This window comes from Micromonospora sp. NPDC049102 (assembly GCF_043197485.1).
Classification (GTDB): Bacteria; Actinomycetota; Actinomycetes; order Mycobacteriales; family Micromonosporaceae; genus Micromonospora.
In genome coordinates, this window is record NZ_JBICTE010000002.1 from 75,230 (window position 1) to 90,985 (window position 15,756).

The 15,756-nt window shown below is 69.1% G+C and carries 14 protein-coding genes and 2 tRNA genes; 11 read left to right on the plus strand and 5 right to left on the minus strand.

The genetic code is table 11. From position 1 onward, the window contains the following. Nucleotides 1-548: 548 nt before the first annotated feature. Genes dnaN through ACGFH9_RS02965 form a run of 4 tightly spaced genes read left to right on the plus strand, consistent with a single transcriptional unit; the run spans nucleotide 549 to nucleotide 4,365 of the window. Nucleotides 549-1,682, plus strand: coding sequence for a DNA polymerase III subunit beta (dnaN, locus tag ACGFH9_RS02950; protein ID WP_393214404.1), 1,134 nt, complete (start codon nucleotides 549-551; stop codon nucleotides 1,680-1,682). A 38-nt stretch (nucleotides 1,683-1,720) separates the two neighbouring features. Further along, on the plus strand, nucleotides 1,721-2,593 hold the full coding sequence (gene gnd, locus ACGFH9_RS02955) for a phosphogluconate dehydrogenase (NAD(+)-dependent, decarboxylating) (protein ID WP_393214407.1): 873 nt from the start codon (nucleotides 1,721-1,723) through the stop codon (nucleotides 2,591-2,593). Between the two features lie 16 nt (nucleotides 2,594-2,609). Then, entirely contained in the window at nucleotides 2,610-3,743 is a 1,134-nt protein-coding gene (gene recF / locus ACGFH9_RS02960) for a DNA replication/repair protein RecF (RefSeq protein WP_355242953.1), read from the plus strand. Next, complete coding sequence (locus ACGFH9_RS02965; RefSeq protein ID WP_355242950.1) at nucleotides 3,733-4,365, plus strand: DciA family protein; 633 nt, start codon at nucleotides 3,733-3,735, stop codon at nucleotides 4,363-4,365. The genes recF and ACGFH9_RS02965 overlap by 11 nt, the downstream gene beginning before the upstream one ends. A 9-nt stretch (nucleotides 4,366-4,374) precedes the next feature. Here the strand turns inward: ACGFH9_RS02965 and ACGFH9_RS02970 are convergent, their stop codons facing one another. Next, nucleotides 4,375-4,602: a hypothetical protein gene (locus ACGFH9_RS02970; RefSeq protein WP_393214412.1), complete on the minus strand. Its 228-nt coding sequence runs from the start codon at nucleotides 4,600-4,602 to the stop codon at nucleotides 4,375-4,377. A 99-nt stretch (nucleotides 4,603-4,701) separates the two neighbouring features. Between ACGFH9_RS02970 and ACGFH9_RS02975 the strand changes: the two genes are divergently transcribed. Further along, nucleotides 4,702-5,226 (plus strand): MarR family winged helix-turn-helix transcriptional regulator, encoded by a 525-nt coding sequence (locus ACGFH9_RS02975; protein WP_393214415.1) that lies wholly within the window; start codon nucleotides 4,702-4,704, stop codon nucleotides 5,224-5,226. Here the strand turns inward: ACGFH9_RS02975 and ACGFH9_RS02980 are convergent. After that, the gene (locus tag ACGFH9_RS02980; protein ID WP_393214418.1) at nucleotides 5,211-5,765 is read right to left on the minus strand and encodes a hypothetical protein; all 555 of its coding nucleotides are present in this window, start codon (nucleotides 5,763-5,765) and stop codon (nucleotides 5,211-5,213) included. The genes ACGFH9_RS02975 and ACGFH9_RS02980 overlap by 16 nt on opposite strands. A gap of 522 nt (nucleotides 5,766-6,287) precedes the next feature. On the opposite strand from ACGFH9_RS02980, the gene gyrB reads away from it, so the two are divergent. From gyrB to ACGFH9_RS03010, 6 genes are all read left to right on the plus strand, one after another. Continuing rightward, nucleotides 6,288-8,234, plus strand: a complete 1,947-nt coding sequence (gyrB, locus tag ACGFH9_RS02985) for a DNA topoisomerase (ATP-hydrolyzing) subunit B (RefSeq protein WP_393214421.1) — start codon at nucleotides 6,288-6,290, stop codon at nucleotides 8,232-8,234. 193 nt (nucleotides 8,235-8,427) lie between these two features. Beyond that, the gene (gene gyrA / locus ACGFH9_RS02990) at nucleotides 8,428-12,144 is read left to right on the plus strand and encodes an intein-containing DNA gyrase subunit A (RefSeq protein WP_393215241.1); all 3,717 of its coding nucleotides are present in this window, start codon (nucleotides 8,428-8,430) and stop codon (nucleotides 12,142-12,144) included. 4 nt (nucleotides 12,145-12,148) lie between these two features. Further along, on the plus strand, nucleotides 12,149-13,060 hold the full coding sequence (locus ACGFH9_RS02995; RefSeq protein WP_393214424.1) for a DUF3566 domain-containing protein: 912 nt from the start codon (nucleotides 12,149-12,151) through the stop codon (nucleotides 13,058-13,060). Nucleotides 13,061-13,212: 152 nt separating this feature from the next. Next, nucleotides 13,213-13,286, plus strand: a tRNA-Ile gene (locus ACGFH9_RS03000). Nucleotides 13,287-13,328: 42 nt separating this feature from the next. After that, nucleotides 13,329-13,457: a DLW-39 family protein gene (locus ACGFH9_RS03005; RefSeq protein ID WP_007453934.1), complete on the plus strand. Its 129-nt coding sequence runs from the start codon at nucleotides 13,329-13,331 to the stop codon at nucleotides 13,455-13,457. A gap of 39 nt (nucleotides 13,458-13,496) precedes the next feature. Further along, nucleotides 13,497-13,572: transfer RNA gene (locus ACGFH9_RS03010), tRNA-Ala, on the plus strand. 39 nt (nucleotides 13,573-13,611) lie between these two features. Here the strand turns inward: ACGFH9_RS03010 and ACGFH9_RS03015 are convergent. The 3 genes from ACGFH9_RS03015 to ACGFH9_RS03025 form a co-directional block, all read right to left on the minus strand. Further along, a complete protein-coding gene (locus ACGFH9_RS03015; protein WP_393214428.1) occupies nucleotides 13,612-14,070 on the minus strand; it encodes an SRPBCC family protein in 459 nt (152 codons plus the stop codon). A 98-nt stretch (nucleotides 14,071-14,168) separates the two neighbouring features. Then, a complete protein-coding gene (locus tag ACGFH9_RS03020) occupies nucleotides 14,169-14,900 on the minus strand; it encodes an LPXTG cell wall anchor domain-containing protein (RefSeq protein ID WP_393214431.1) in 732 nt (243 codons plus the stop codon). Between the two features lie 272 nt (nucleotides 14,901-15,172). After that, nucleotides 15,173-15,631, minus strand: a complete 459-nt coding sequence (locus tag ACGFH9_RS03025; RefSeq protein ID WP_393214434.1) for a hypothetical protein — start codon at nucleotides 15,629-15,631, stop codon at nucleotides 15,173-15,175. Between the last annotated feature and the right edge of the window lie 125 nt (nucleotides 15,632-15,756).

A 15,756-nucleotide genomic window follows, 5' to 3' on the forward strand; every position in this document is an offset into this window, starting at 1 on the left:
TGTGTACGACGCTGTGGACGGCTGGGGACAACGATCAGGTTTTCCACCGACGATCATCCACCTGTGTACGAGCTGTTGAAGGTTCTGGGGATAACAGCAATGGTGATCTTCCCGGCCGTCCACAGCCTTGGGGAGAAAGTCGGTGGATTACCGGTGGACAACCGGTGGACAACGGTGGACAACCGACGATCCACGCGGGGCTGTGGACACAGGAGCCGGTTTCACACCCGGTTCTCCACAGCCAATCCACCGGTGGATAACCTGTCTGAGCTGCGCAGACCCGAGTTCTCCACAGTTTGCACAGGTGCGATGAAGACGATGGGTTATCTCTTCTAAGAGAACAAAAACCAATCATCACCGTTGGGCTTTCTGTGGATCGGGCCGAACGCTGCCGGACAGGCCGGTCAGCATCGACACGATCCATGGGGTCGGGCGCACAGCCGATGTCCCCGCGCCCTAAGGTGCGATGGACACCCGCACGGTTGGGCGGGACGGTAGGCAGCGGTCGGCATGAGAGAGTTGTCGCTGACGTCGACGCGGAGGCATTGATGAAGTTCCGAGTGGAGCGCGACGCGCTCGCCGAGGCCGTGGCGTGGACCGCGAAGAGCCTGCCGAACCGGCCATCCGTACCGGTGCTCGCCGGGGTGATGCTCCGCGTCACCGATGGCAACCTGCGGGTCTCCGGTTTCGACTACGAGGTCTCCAGTCAGGTGACCGTCGAGGTGCAGGGCGACGCCGACGGCGCCGCGCTGGTCTCCGGCCGTCTGCTCGCCGAGATCACCAAGGCGCTGCCGGCCAAGCCGGTCGACATCGCCGCGGTCGGGGCCCACCTCGAGTTGGTCTGTGGCAGCGCGCGGTTCACCCTGCCCACCATGCCGGTGGAGGACTACCCCGCCCTGCCCGAGATGCCACAGAGCGCCGGCACGGTCGACGCCGCGTCCTTCGCCACCGCGGTCGCCCAGGTGGCCATCGCCGCCGGCCGGGACGAGACGCTGCCGATGATGACCGGTGTCCGTGTCGAGCTCTCCGGCAGCACGCTCTCGATGCTCGCCACCGACCGGTACCGGTTGGCGCTGCGGGAGATCCAGTGGCGGCCCGACGACCCGGACGTCAGCATCAACGCCCTGGTGCCGGCCCGCACCCTGAACGACACCGCCAAGGCCCTCGGCCCGTTGGGTGGCGAGGTCACCCTCGCCCTCGCCCAGGGCGCGGCGGGCGAGGGCATGGTCGGCCTCGCCGGTGGTACCCGCCGCACCACGAGCCGGTTGCTCGACGGCGCCAACTACCCGCCGGTGCGCTCGCTCTTCCCGGCCAGCCACAACGCCGACGCGCGGGTGCCGGTCAGCACGCTGATCGAGGTGGTCAAGCGGGTCGCCCTGGTGGCCGAGCGCACCACCCCGGTGCTGCTCAGCTTCAGCGCCGACGGCCTGGTGGTCGAGGCCGGCGGCTCCGAGGAGGCACGCGCGAGCGAGGCGATGGAGGCCACCTTCACCGGTGACCCGCTCACCATCGGCTTCAACCCGCAGTACCTCATCGACGGCCTGGCAAACCTGGGTTCGCAGACCGCCGTACTCTCGTTCGTCGACGCTTTCAAGCCGGCGGTGATCTCCCCCGCCGGCGAGGATGGTGAGGTCATTCCGGGGTATCGGTACCTCATCATGCCGATCCGCGTTTCCCGCTGATCGGCCCAGCAACACCAGATCCACGGAGGTAGGAACAAATGCAGCTCGGCCTGGTAGGACTCGGCCGGATGGGCGGCAACATGCGCGAGCGGTTGCGGACTGCCGGCCACGAAGTGGTCGGATTCGATCACAACCCGCAGCTGAGCGACGCGGCTAACCTCGCCGAGCTGGCTCAGAAGCTCGAATCGCCGCGCACCGTGTGGGTCATGGTGCCCGCCGGTGTCACCGACGCCACCATCGACGAGCTCGCCGAGGTGCTCGGGGACGGCGACATCATCATCGACGGGGGCAACTCCCGCTTCAGCGACGACGCTCCCCGCGCCGAGCGGCTGAACGAGCGCGGCATCGGGTACGTCGACGTCGGCGTCTCCGGGGGCGTCTGGGGCCGGCAGAACGGCTACGGGCTGATGGTCGGCGGCGCTCAGGAGCACGTCGACCGGCTCATGCCGCTCTTCCAGGCTCTCAAGCCGGAGGGCGAGTTCGGGTTCGTCCACGCCGGCCCCGTCGGCGCCGGGCACTACTCGAAGATGGTGCACAACGGCATCGAGTACGGCCTCATGCACGCCTACGCCGAGGGCTACGAGCTGATGTCGGCCTCCGAGTTGGTGACCAACGTGCCGGGCGTCATCAAGTCCTGGCGCGAGGGCACAGTGGTCCGCTCCTGGCTGCTCGACCTGCTGGACCGGGCTCTCGACGAGGACCCGGAGCTGGCCGACCTGAGCGGCTACACCGAGGACACCGGCGAGGGGCGCTGGACGGTCGACGAGGCGGTCCGGCTCGCCGTACCGCTGAACGTCATCACCGCCTCGCTGTTCGCCCGGTTCGCCTCCCGACAGGACGACTCGCCCGCCATGAAGGCCGTCTCCGCGCTGCGTCAGCAGTTCGGTGGCCACGCTGTCCACAAGCGCTGAGCGGCATCCACACCCTGTGTACGTTCACCGGCTGGAACTGGTCGACTTCCGCTCGTACGAGCGGGTCGCCGTCGACCTCCAGCCGGGGGCGAACGTCCTGATCGGCGCCAACGGCGTCGGCAAGACCAACCTCGTCGAGGCGCTGGGTTACGTGGCGACCCTGGACTCGCACCGGGTCGCCACGGACGCGCCGCTGGTCCGGATGGGCGCCTCGTCGGCGGTGATCCGTTGCGCGGTCGTGCACGACGGGCGGGAACTCCTCGTCGAGTTGGAGATCGTGCCGGGTCGGGCCAACCGCGCCCGGCTGGGCCGGTCACCCGCCCGGCGGGCCCGCGACGTGCTCGGCGCGCTGCGGTTGGTGCTGTTCGCTCCGGAGGACCTGGAACTGGTCCGCGGTGACCCGGCCGAACGTCGCCGCTACCTCGACGACCTCCTGGTCAACCGCCAACCCCGCTACGCGGGCGTACGCGCCGACTACGAACGGGTGGTCAAGCAGCGCAACGCCCTGCTGCGCACCGCGTACCTCGCCCGCAAGACCGGCGGCTCCCGTGGTGGTGATCTCGGCACCCTCGCCGTCTGGGACACCCACCTCGCCCAGCACGGCGCGGAACTGCTCGCCGGGCGGCTGGAGCTGGTCGCCGCGCTCACCCCGCACGTCGCGAAGGCGTACGACGCGGTGGCTGCGGGCCGGGGCGCGGCCGGCATCGCCTACCGGCCGTCGGTCGAACTGGCCGAGCCGACCACCGACCGGGCCACGCTTGTCGAGGCACTGACGACCGCGCTCGCCGCTTCCCGCTCCGCCGAGATCGAGCGGGGCACGACCCTCGTCGGCCCGCACCGCGACGAGCTGGCCCTGTCGCTCGGGCCGCTGCCCGCCAAGGGGTACGCGAGCCACGGCGAATCCTGGTCCTTCGCGCTCGCGCTGCGCCTCGCCGGGTACGACCTGCTGCGCGCCGACGGCATCGAGCCCGTTCTGGTGCTCGACGACGTCTTCGCCGAGCTGGACACCGGGCGTCGGGAACGGCTGGCGGAACTCGTCGGCGGAGCGAGTCAACTGCTCGTCACCTGTGCCGTGGACGACGACGTCCCGGCCGCCCTGCGGGGCACCCGCTACCAGGTCGGCGAGGGGACGGTACGCCGTGTCGGATGAGCCAGGCGGTCGGCGCTCAGGTGCCAACACGACCGGTAGCGGCCGGCAGGCCGGTGACGCCGCGGGCGCGCGTACTCCACAGGCCGGGGCGACCGGCGACCAGCCGGAGGCTCCCAGCGGCCCGGAGCTGGCCCGGGCGGTGCTCGATGCCGCGTTGTCCCGCCGGCAGGCGGCGGCGCGCACCCGGCGTGCCCCCGGCGCGGGCACGGACGGTGCCGGCGGCTCCGGACGGCGGCTGCGTGGCTACTCCGGCCCCGGCCCCGACCCGCGCGACCCGCAGCCCCTGGGAGCGGTACTGAACCGGCTGGTGAAGGCGCGGGGCTGGCAGCAGCCCGCGGCGGAGGCGACCGTGTTCGGCGCGTGGGAGCGGGTGGTCGGCGCGGAGGTCGCCCAGCACAGCCGGCCCGTCAAGCTGGAGGATGGCGAGCTGACCGTGGAGGCGCGCTCGACGGCCTGGGCGACCCAGCTACGGCTGCTCGCCGGCTCGCTGCTCAAGCAGATCGCCCAGGAGGTCGGCCACAACGTGGTGCGCAAGCTGCACATCCACGGCCCGGCCGCGCCGTCGTGGCAGAAGGGCCCACGCCGGGTACGCGGCCGCGGGCCGCGCGACACGTACGGCTGAGCCGGCCCCTCAGCGCCGCCGCTCGGCCTCCCGGGCCGCCCGCCTGCGCTCGCGCTGCTCCTGCGAGTAGCGCTTGCGCTCGGCCAGGTCGCGTTTCCAGGCCTCACGGGCGGCGGTCGAACCACCCTGCACCGCGCCCTGGACGCCGTCGGCCGGGCCGGCGAGATGCCGGAAGGCCCAGCGCAGGAGTCGGCCGCCCTCGCCCGGTGCTCTCGTGGTCGCGCCGTCCTCGCTCATCTGCCGTCCCTCCGCGTGCCGTGACCCTACCGTTGCCACACCAACGATTGGTGTACCAATGATCGGTACGACAGTTCCCGTGCACGAGGAGAGCAACCGATGAGCGGCCAACCGGAGCGCGCCGACCCGCTGGCACTGGAGCAGCAGGTCTGCTTCGCCCTGTCGGTCGCGGCGCGCAGCGTGGTGGCCGTCTACCGACCGCTGCTGGAACCGATGGGGCTGACCCACCCGCAGTACCTGGTGATGTTGGCGCTCTGGCAGCACGCACCGCTGTCCGGCCGCGACCTCAGCCGCCTGTTGCAGCTCGACCCGGGCACCCTGTCACCCCTGTTGAAGCGACTCGAAGCGGCCGGCTATCTGCGCCGGGAACGCGACGCGGCCGACGAGCGCAGCCTCGCCGTCACACTCACCGCCAGCGGCGCTGATCTGCGGGCCCGGGCCGAGCAGATCCCGGCCGCGATCGTGCAACGCCTCGGACTGCCCGTCGAGGACCTGCAACACCTGCACGCCGTGCTCACACAGGTGATCGCCGCCACCAACCGCCCCGCCCCGAGCGGCCCGCAGGCTCAGGCGGACGACTCGCAGGCTCAGGCGGACGGCCCGGGGGCTCAGGCGTCGGCGTAGACGGCGAACCCGCGCTCGGCACAGCGCCGGTAGAACGCCGCCAGCACGCCCAGCTCGGCACAGGTGAAGTTCCACTGCGGCGGATCACCACTCTCGTCGCGCAAGGCGTCGAGGCGGGTGTCCAGCCAGCGCAACTGCTGCTCCGCCAGCCGGCCGTCGCCCATCAGTTTCCGCAGCACCGTGCTCACCGAGTCGAAGGTGACCGTCTCGCCGTACTCCCGGTGACCGGCCACGAACCGCTCGACGCCGCCGGCGATCCAGGCGCAGCCGTCCGGGTCGATCACCGGGTCCTCGTCCTCGGCCGCGGCGTCTGTGGCATACAACACACCTTCGAGGCCGAGCAGGAGATCCACCAGCTCGGTGTACGCGGTCGCGCGGACGGTGCCGGTCTTCGCGATCAGCTCGGCCAGCGCCGCCGTCGGCGCCGAGATCCGCGGCAGATCGACGATCTCGCCGAAGTCGACGAACTCGGCCGGCGCCACCGGATCGTAGAAGCGGCCGGTCCGCGGCCAGTGCACCGCGACGTTGTCCAGCCCCATCTGTCACCTCTTAGAGAGCACGTGTCGGGTCGATCGGGTCGATCGTCCCGGTTCCGACCGGTAAAGATCAAGGCCGCTTCCGGGGCGCCGCAAACGTACGGCACGGACGATCCGACCGCGACCCCCGACCCGCCCGAGCGCGGGTCAACCCGTCCGGGGGCGGCGCGTCCGAACAGGGCCTGGCGTGTGGGGGGAGTCGCGGGTAACGGGGTTCTGCCGGCTACGGACATCTCAGCCGCCTCGTTGAGGGTGCCGAGTGGTGGTTCTGTCCCCCGCGCACAGTAGGATTGACAGCGAGACGAAGACCCGGTGCGGGGCGAGGGACGGGGCCGATGGCCCCAGGTCATTCTCCACTCCGGGTCGAGCCGATCGCGATCCGCGGGCGACCGCGGCGACCGGCGCGTTCGACCCGCTGTCCGGAGGTCTCCGGCGCCGGTCCGCGCGCCGACGTCGCGTCCTGTCCCGCCGAACCCGCGCCCGACGCGCCCCACCGGCGCCGACGACGCGAGAAAGTGGCCGAGGGTGGCAGCGCAGGACAAGCAGGAGTACGGCGCAGAGTCGATCACCGTTCTCGAGGGGCTGGAGGCGGTTCGCAAGCGGCCCGGTATGTACATCGGGTCCACCGGCGAGCGCGGTCTGCACCACCTCGTCTGGGAGGTCGTCGACAACGCGGTCGACGAGGCGATGGCCGGCTACTGCGACACCATCGACGTGGTGCTGCTCGCCGACGGTGGGGTCCAGGTCACCGACAACGGCCGTGGTTTCCCGGTCGACCTCCACCCGAAGCTCAAGAAGCCGGGCGTCGAGGTCGCACTGACCGTGCTACACGCGGGTGGCAAGTTCGACGGCAAGGCGTACGCGGTCTCCGGCGGCCTGCACGGCGTCGGCGTCTCCGTGGTGAACGCGCTGTCGACGAAGATGGCAGTGGTGATCCACAAGTCCGGCTTCGTCTGGCGGCAGCAGTACACCCACTCCAAGCCGTCCGCGCTGGAGAAGGGCGAGACCACCGACCGCACCGGCTCTGCGGTCTCCTTCTGGCCCGACGCGGACGTCTTCGAGACGATCGACTTCGACTTCCAGACCATCTACCGACGCCTGCAGGAGATGGCCTTCCTCAACCGGGGCATCACCATCCACCTGCTCGACGAGCGGGTTGCTGAGGACGAGGACGGCAAGACCCGCGAGGTCACCTTCCGCTACGACGGCGGTATCGCCGACTTCGTCCGACACCTCAACGCCTCCAAGAACCCGATGCACAAGACGGTGGTCGAGTTCGAGGCCGAGGAAGAGGGCATGTCCCTCGAGATCGCCATGCAGTGGAACGAGTCGTACGGCGAGTCGGTCTACACCTTCGCCAACAACATCAACACGCACGAGGGTGGCACCCACGAGGAGGGCTTCCGGTCCGCGCTGACCAGCGTGGTCAACCGGTACGGCACCGACAAGAAGCTACTCAAGGGCGACGAGAAGCTCTCCGGCGAGGACATCCGAGAGGGCTTGGCCGCGATCATCTCGGTCAAGCTGACGAACCCGCAGTTCGAGGGCCAGACCAAGACCAAGCTGGGCAACACCCCGGTGAAGAGCTTCGTGCAGCGGGTCTGCAACGACCGGCTGGTCGACTGGTTCGACCGCAACCCGGCCGAGGCCAAGACGATCATCCAGAAGGCGTCGCAGGCGGCCCGCGCCCGCATCGCCGCGCAGCAGGCACGCAAGCTGGCCCGACGCAAGTCGCTGCTGGAGTCGGGTTCGATGCCGGGCAAGCTCGCCGACTGCCAGTCCACCGACCCGCGCGAGTCCGAGGTCTTCATCGTCGAGGGTGACTCGGCCGGAGGCTCGGCCAAGCAGGGGCGCGACCCGCGCACCCAGGCGATCCTGCCGATCCGCGGCAAGATCCTCAACGTGGAGAAGGCCCGGATCGACCGGGTCCTCAAGAACAACGAGGTCCAGGCGCTGATCACCGCGCTGGGCACCGGCATCCACGACGACTTCGACATGGAGAAGCTGCGCTACCACAAGGTGGTGCTGATGGCCGACGCCGACGTCGACGGCCAGCACATCCAGACCCTGCTGCTCACCCTGCTGTTCCGCTTCATGCGTCCGCTGGTCGAGTTGGGGCACGTCTACCTGGCCGCCCCGCCGCTCTACAAGATCAAGTGGAACAAGAAGGGCGACGACGCGCAGTACGCCTACTCCGACCGTGAGCGGGACGGGCTGATCGCGCTGCGCCAGCAGAAGAAGCCGAACGCCAAGCCGGACGACATCCAGCGGTTCAAGGGCCTCGGCGAGATGAACTATCCCGAGCTGTGGGAGACCACGATGAACCCGGCGACCCGCACCCTGCGTCAGGTCACGCTCGACGACGCTGCAACCGCAGACGAGTTGTTCAGCGTCCTGATGGGTGAGGACGTCGAAGCCCGCCGGTCGTTCATCCAGCGCAACGCCAAGGATGTGCGGTTCCTGGACATCTGACGGACGTCGGCGGGCCGGCCGGGCAGGACCCGGCCGGCCCGCCGGTCCACAGAGTTATCCACAGCTTGGCCGCTATCCACAGACGTTATCCACAGCACGAAAACGACTCTGAGTCTGATAAGGGTATACAGTGACCGATTCTCCCGAGTCCACACCGAACGAGCCAGAGGTCCCCGCCGAGGCCATCGCCGCGGTGGTCGCGCACGACCGGATCGAGCCGGTCGGGCTCGAGGTGGAGATGCAGCGCTCCTACCTCGACTACGCGATGAGCGTCATCGTCGGGCGCGCGCTGCCGGACGTCCGGGACGGCCTCAAGCCGGTCCACCGCAAGATCCTCTACGCCATGTTCGACTCCGGCTACCGCCCCGACCGCGGGTACGTGAAGTGCTCCCGCGTCGTCGGTGACGTGATGGGCCAGTTCCACCCGCACGGCGACTCGGCGATCTACGACGCGCTGGTCCGGATGGCGCAGCCCTGGTCGCTGCGCTACCCGCTGGTCGACGGCAACGGCAACTTCGGCTCGCCGGGTAACGATCCGGCTGCGGCAATGCGTTACTGCGTCACCGCAGATGTCCGGATTCGTACCACCGACGGCAGTGTGCGGATCGGCGACGTCGTGCCGGACGCGGCACCGTCCAGCGAGACCGACATCGACCTCAAGGTCCGCGACCGCAACGGCGACCTGGTCCGCGCCTCCAAGTTCTTCCACTCCGGTGAGCACCCCACGCTGCGGCTGCGCACCCACGAGGGGTACGAGCTGACCGGCACCCACAACCACCCGGTGCTCTGCCTGGTGGACGTGGCTGGTGTGCCGACCCTGCTGTGGAAGCTGCTGGCTGAGATCTCCCCGGGCGACCGGGTCGTCCTTCAGCGCTCGGTGCCGGACGAGATCGGCTACCCGATGCTGGAGCACGTCGAGGCCGCAGTCCTCGCGGGCGCGTTTGTCAGCGAGGGTTGGACCTCCGCCGATCGGGTTGGGTTTGACAATTGTGACCGGGAGTTCTTTGTCCGAGTCCTGGCTGCCTACGACCTCGCCGTGGGCGGTCGACGCTGGGTCGGCACCGAGACAACCGTCACCGGCAAGACGCTGCACAAGCTGCGGGGCTGGACCTCCGACTTCACCGGCTCGATTCTTGGTGAGTTGGTGGGCGCCCGCAGCGCCGCGAAGTTCGTGCCCGAGTTCGTCTGGCAGGGTCCCGCCGCGATCAAGAAGGCCTTCCTCCAGGCGCTCTTCGAGGGCGACGGCTCGTCGTCGCTGCTGCCGCGGAACACCATGCAGATCTCGTACTCGACTCGCAGTGAGCGGTTGGCCCGCGAGGTTCAGCAGTTGCTGCTGGAGTTCGGTGTGATCAGCCGGCAGACCCGCTACGACAACGGCGAGATCAAGGTCGTGGTGACCAACCGGCGCGACGCTCGGATCTTCGCCGCTCACGTCGGCTTCCTCGGCCGCAAGCAGGCCAAATTGGAGGCCGAACTGGCCCAGGTGCCGGCGAGCAGCACGGCGCTCTCCGGCGACCATGTGCCGCTGGTCGGCGACTTCATCCGGGAGCACGGCGCGACCCGCTGGACGGAGCGGGACTGGCTGCGCCGGCACAACGTGGACCGCGTCGAGCGGTGGGAGCGGGACCGCGACGAGATCGCGGCCCGGATCACCAACGCCGACGTGCTCGACGTGGTCGAGCCGTTGGTCGACGGGCGTTTCTACTACGCCGAGGTGGCGCAGATCACGGACTCCGGTGTGCAGCCGGTCTACAGCGTCCGGGTCGACACCGACGACCACTCGTTCGTCTCGGACGGGTTCGTCAGCCACAACACCGAGTGCAAGCTCGACCCGCTGGCCATGGAGATGCTGCGGGACATCGACGAGGACACCGTCGACCTGCAGGACAACTACGACGGCCGGGCCAAGGAGCCCACGATCCTGCCGTCGCGGATTCCCAACCTGCTGGTGAACGGCTCCGAGGGCATCGCGGTCGGCATGGCCACCAAGATCCCCCCGCACAACCTGCGGGAGATCGGCGCAGCGGTGCAGTGGTGCCTGGAGCACCCGGAGGAGGACGAGGAGACCACCCTCGAAGCCCTGATCGGCATCGTCAAGGGCCCGGACTTCCCCACCTACGGCCTGATCGTCGGCACCACCGCGATCCAGGACGCGTACCGCACCGGTCGCGGCTCGATCCGGATGCGGGCCGTGGTGGAGGTCGAGGAGGACAAGCGGGGCCGTCCCTGCCTGGTCGTCAGCGAGCTGCCCTACCAGGTCAACCCGGACAACCTCGCCGAGCGGATCGCCGAGCTGATCAAGGAGGGCAAGCTCGCCGGTATCGCCGACATCCGCGACGAGTCATCCGGGCGTACCGGTATGCGGATCGTGCTGGTGCTCAAGCGCGACGCGGTCGCCAAGGTCGTGCTGAACAACCTCTACAAGCACACCCAGCTCCAGGAGACCTTCGGCGCCAACATGCTGGCCCTGGTCGACGGGGTGCCGCGCACGCTCAACCTGGCCCAGTTCATCCGCTACTACGTCGAGCACCAGATCGACGTGATCCGCCGGCGGACCGCGTACCGGCTGCGCAAGGCCGAGGAGCGGGCACACATCCTGCGTGGCCTGGGCAAGGCGCTGGACGCGCTGGACGAGGTGATCGCCCTGATCCGGCGCTCTCCGACGGTGGACGACGCCCGGCAGGGCCTGATCCGGTTGCTGGAGATCGACGAGATCCAGGCGACCGCGATCCTGGACATGCAGCTGCGCCGGCTCGCCGCCCTGGAGCGGCAGCGGATCATCGACGACCTGGCGAAGCTCGAGATCGAGATTGCCGACCTCAAGGACATCCTCGCCAAGCCCGAGCGGCAGCGGAAGATCGTCTCAGAGGAGTTGGGCGAGATCGTCGCCAAGTGGGGCGACGACCGCCGGACGCAGATCATCCCGTTCGACGGCGAGGTCTCGATGGAGGACCTCATCGCCCGCGAGGACGTGGTCGTCACGATCACCCGCACCGGGTACGCCAAGCGGACCAAGGTCGACCTGTACCGGTCGCAGCGGCGCGGCGGTAAGGGCGTCAGCGGCGCCACGCTGCGGCAGGACGACATCGTCAGCCACTTCTTCGTATGCTCGACCCACGACTGGATCTTGTTCTTCACGAACAAGGGCCGGGTGTACCGGGCCAAGGCGTACGAGTTGCCGGAAGCCAGTAGGGTAGCCAAGGGCCAACACGTGGCCAATCTGCTCGCCTTCCAACCGGACGAGCAGATCGCGCAGATCATCGAAATCCCGGACTACCAGGTAGCCCCCTATCTGGTACTGGCCACGAAGAACGGCCTGGTGAAGAAGACGCGGCTCGAGGAGTTCGACTCCAACCGTTCCGGCGGCATCATCGCGATCAACCTGCGCGATGAGGACGAGCTGGTCGGTGCTGCTCTGGTGGCACCGGAGAACGACCTGCTGCTGGTCTCGAAGAAGGCGCAGGCGATCCGGTTCAACGCCTCGGACGAGGCGCTGCGCCCGATGGGCCGTGCCACCTCGGGCGTGATCGGCATGCGCTTCACGGACGACGATGTCCTGCTCGCCATGGAGGTCGTTCGGGAGGGTCTGGACGTCCTGGTGGCCACGAACGGCGGATACGCGAAACGTACCCCGATCGAGGAATACCCGGTGCAGGGCCGGGGAGGTAAGGGCGTGCTGACTGCGAAGATCACCGAACGGCGCGGTGGTCTGGTCGGTGCGGTGGTGATCGACCCGGACGACGAGTTGTTCGCGATCACCAGCAACGGTGGTGTCATCCGGACTCCGGTGAAGCCTGTACGCCGTACGCGTGACCGGAACACAATGGGGGTCAAGCTGATGGACCTCCCGGACGGCGTGACTATCGTGGCGATTGCTCGCAATGCCGACGAGCCTGACGAACAGGACTAGTTGAATGACGGAGACACAGGCGAAGTCGGGGAACACGGGGACCTCGGCCAACCCGGTCGACGAGGAGGCCGCCAAGGGCGGCACACCAGCGACCGGCCGCGCAGCCGTGGGCCGGGCCACGGTTCCCGCCGACGCGCCTGCCCCGAAATTCACCCGGGCTCCCGGCATGACACCCCCGCCGGAGCAGCCCGGCGAGGACTCGGGATCGGGTGAGACCAAGGCCGAGAAGTCGGCCGGCGAGGCACCGACGTCGACCGGGGCGGTCCCCCCGGCGGCCGCCCCGAACCCGGCGCGTCCGACGACGACGCAGCCGATCAGCACCCGACCCGGTCAGGCGACATCGACCGGGGCCACGGGCACGCAGCCCCGGATCACGCCCGGCATGACCCCGCCCGCGCCGGACCCCGGGCGTACGGGTGCCGGTGGTCGCCCCGCGAGCGGCGGGGGTCTGCCGCCGGGGATCGGCAACTCGTCCGCCGTCGGTGCCGCGCGCGTCGGTGAGGCGGTACGCGCCGCGCGTACCTCGGTCAGCTCGGCGGCGTCCCGCGGGCCGCGCCGGGCCCGGCTGAACCTCAAGCGGATCGACCCCTGGTCCGTGATGAAGTTCGCGTTCGCGGTCTCGGTGGTGCTGTTCATCGTCGTGGTGGTCGCCACGTCGGTGCTCTACCTGGCGCTGGACGCGATGGGCGTGTTCCAGAGCGTGAACGACAGCCTCAGCGACCTGGTCAACGCGGGCGGTGGGCAGAGCACCAGCGGGTTCCAGATCACCGCCAAGGGCGTGATTCTCAGCTCGGCGCTGATCGGCCTGGTCAACGTGGTGTTGTTCACTGCGCTGGCCACGCTGGGAGCGTTCGTCTACAACGTCTGCGCCGACCTGGTCGGCGGGATCGAGTTGACGCTCGCCGAGCGGGACTGAGTGTGACCGGGGCGCCGGAGCACCGCGTAATGCGGTCGCTCCGGCGTCCCGTACTCGGGTAGTTTTTGCAGGCGGCGACGGCCTGGCTCGCGCGGTCGGACCCCGATTTGGGGCCGGCGCAGCGGATGGGTTAATCTTGCTCGTCGCTACGCGGGGCTATAGCTCAGTCGGTTAGAGCGCAGAGCTGATAACTCTGAGGTCGATGGTTCGATTCCATCTAGCCCCACCGCACATCGTCCGACGGTAGTCGAGCGCAAGGGGTTGCCCCATGTTCAAGAAGCTGCTGATCCTGGCCGGCGTCGTCGGCGTGGCTGCCGTCGTCTTCAACAAGGTCAAGGCCGCCAACGACGAGCGTGCCCTGTGGCACGAGGCGACCACCGCGCCCGACCTGCGCTGACGTCTGGCCGGCGGTGAGTCGGTCGCCGTCGCCTTTCACGGGGCCCTAGCTCAACTGGCAGAGCACTGCCTTTGCAAGGCAGGGGTTAGGGGTTCGAGTCCCCTGGGCTCCACCACCACCCTCCCGGGGTTCGACCTCGCGCTGGCCGCGTCGCTCAGCCGGCGAGACTGTGGGCGAGGAAGCGGTTCCTCCGTCCGATCAGCCGCCGAAGGTATGGACGCAGGATCACCACCCCGATCACGGACCCGGCCGGGCCGGCAGGGGCAGTGAAGTCGACGACATCACGCATCACCGTCGTGGCCGGATCGTCCGGATCAGAGGTGAGGACGTGTTCGTGACGCCAGCGACGAAACGGTCCACTGATTTGCTCGTCGACGAATCGGCGCGGTGACTCGTACTCGATGATCTGCACGGTCATCCGCCACCGGACGCCGAAGTGTCGCGCCTGCCAGGTGACCGTCTGCCCGGGGCCGAGGCGTCCGTTGGTGGTTCCGGCAACGGCCCGCTCGCCGCTGGCACCCATGGAGAGGGTGTGCGCGTCGACGTCGAGGCATGCCGCGAACACGGAGGCCGGGCTCGCGGAGACCACAGTGACCAGTTCGAAGCGGGGCACGGCAGAAGCCTAATCGGCGCCAGGTGACCCGGTGGGCCGGCAGTGGAACGCCGACGCGCCCGGCTCGACGAATGTCGAGCCGGGCGCGTCAGTTCGGGTTACGCCACGAAGCGGGCGCGACGACGGCGTGCGATCACGAAGCTCGCGCCACCGACGAGCAGGAGCGCACCGCCGATGCCTGCCACGGTCGCGGTGTCGGTACCGGTCACGGGCAGTCCGCCGCCATCACCGCCGGCGGCGACCGGGCTCGTGGAGGTGGCCGCGGTCGGCGCGACGGTCGACGTGGCGCTCGGCGTCGGGGTGGGCTGCGACGTCGGCGACGACGTCGGCGTCGGGGTGGGCTGCGACTTGCAGTCCAGCGCCCGCGCGTCGTACAGGCCCTCGTTCAGGTAGGCCAGGTAAGGCTCGACACCTTCGGAGTCGAGCGTCTTCTGTGCGGCCTCCTTCACGTTCGGGCCAGCGCCGGTCATCGTCTGCCCCACCTTGATCCGCAGATCGATCGCCCAGACGGTCTGCGCGTCCTTCTTGAGCCAGGCGCGCAGGTCATCCGAGGTGCCGCCCAGCCGCTCCTGGATGACGTCGGGCAGGGTGGGCAGGGCTTCCTTGTCTGCGGCAGACAGGATCCGGTTGGTCAGCAGCCGTAGCTGGCTGACACTGGCGGTGTCCAGGTCGAAGGTGAACAGCTCGCGGATGTCCTTGAACGTCTTGCGCTCGACCGTCTGGCAGTTCTGGTCCAGCCCGGGCGCCGCCGCGGTCTGTGCCATCGCCGGTGCCGCCGGAACCATGAAGGCCAGCGCTATCGCGATGCCGGCCGGAATCTTCCACTGCATGTAGATGTACCTCCCCGTTGTAGATCAAAGCTTGGGCATGTTATCGAAGACCGGCGTGTCGCAATGCCCCGCGTTTACCGCGATCGGAGGCGGGGAACCGCGATCGTGCGTATCGACGTGAACGAACCAGATGCGACGACCGGCTGCATCCGGAGCGCGTCGAGTTGGCCGAGAAGACGGTACGAGGGGAGCTGCCCCTCCCCGGGCCACTCCGGTGATGTGTCGGCTGAGCAGCGGACCCCTTCCCCGCCGAAGAACGGTGACGGACGGCGTCAGGAGCGGGAGTGCCGTCGACGGGTGAGCCGCTGGAAGCGCGGACCCGCCCAGAGCCACAGGAGTGACACTGCCAACCCGATGGCCCCCATGGCGACGATCACACCTCGGGGCAGCTCGGTGTTGACCGGCTTCGGCATGCACCTCGCCGGTGTGTAGTCGACGGTCAGTCGCTGGTGCAGCGCCGGCAGCCGCCGATCGGGGAACGACTTGTCGTAGATGCCGCAGCTGGTCGGCCCGTCGACGGTGTCGACGCGTACCAGCACGTAGGGATCGTGTGCGGTCTGGGCGGGTTCGACCGCGATCACCGTCGCCGGCAGCAGCACGCCGACCGGCGGTGGCGGTTCGCGGTCGTCGGTGATGCCCAGCAGTATCAGCAGGCCGCACGGCAGCAGCAGCGCCAGCGGAAGACTTGGCCAGGCTTTCGGACGAGTTCCATTGGCCAAGAACGACGGCATGGCGTCAGGTTAGCCAGCACGATCAATCGTGAGCGGTGCGTCTCGCCGCGCTCGATGGTGCGTGCGTACCTGCTCCGGTCATCATGCCCACCTCCTCGAACTCCGGTACCCCGGCCGGTGGTGTC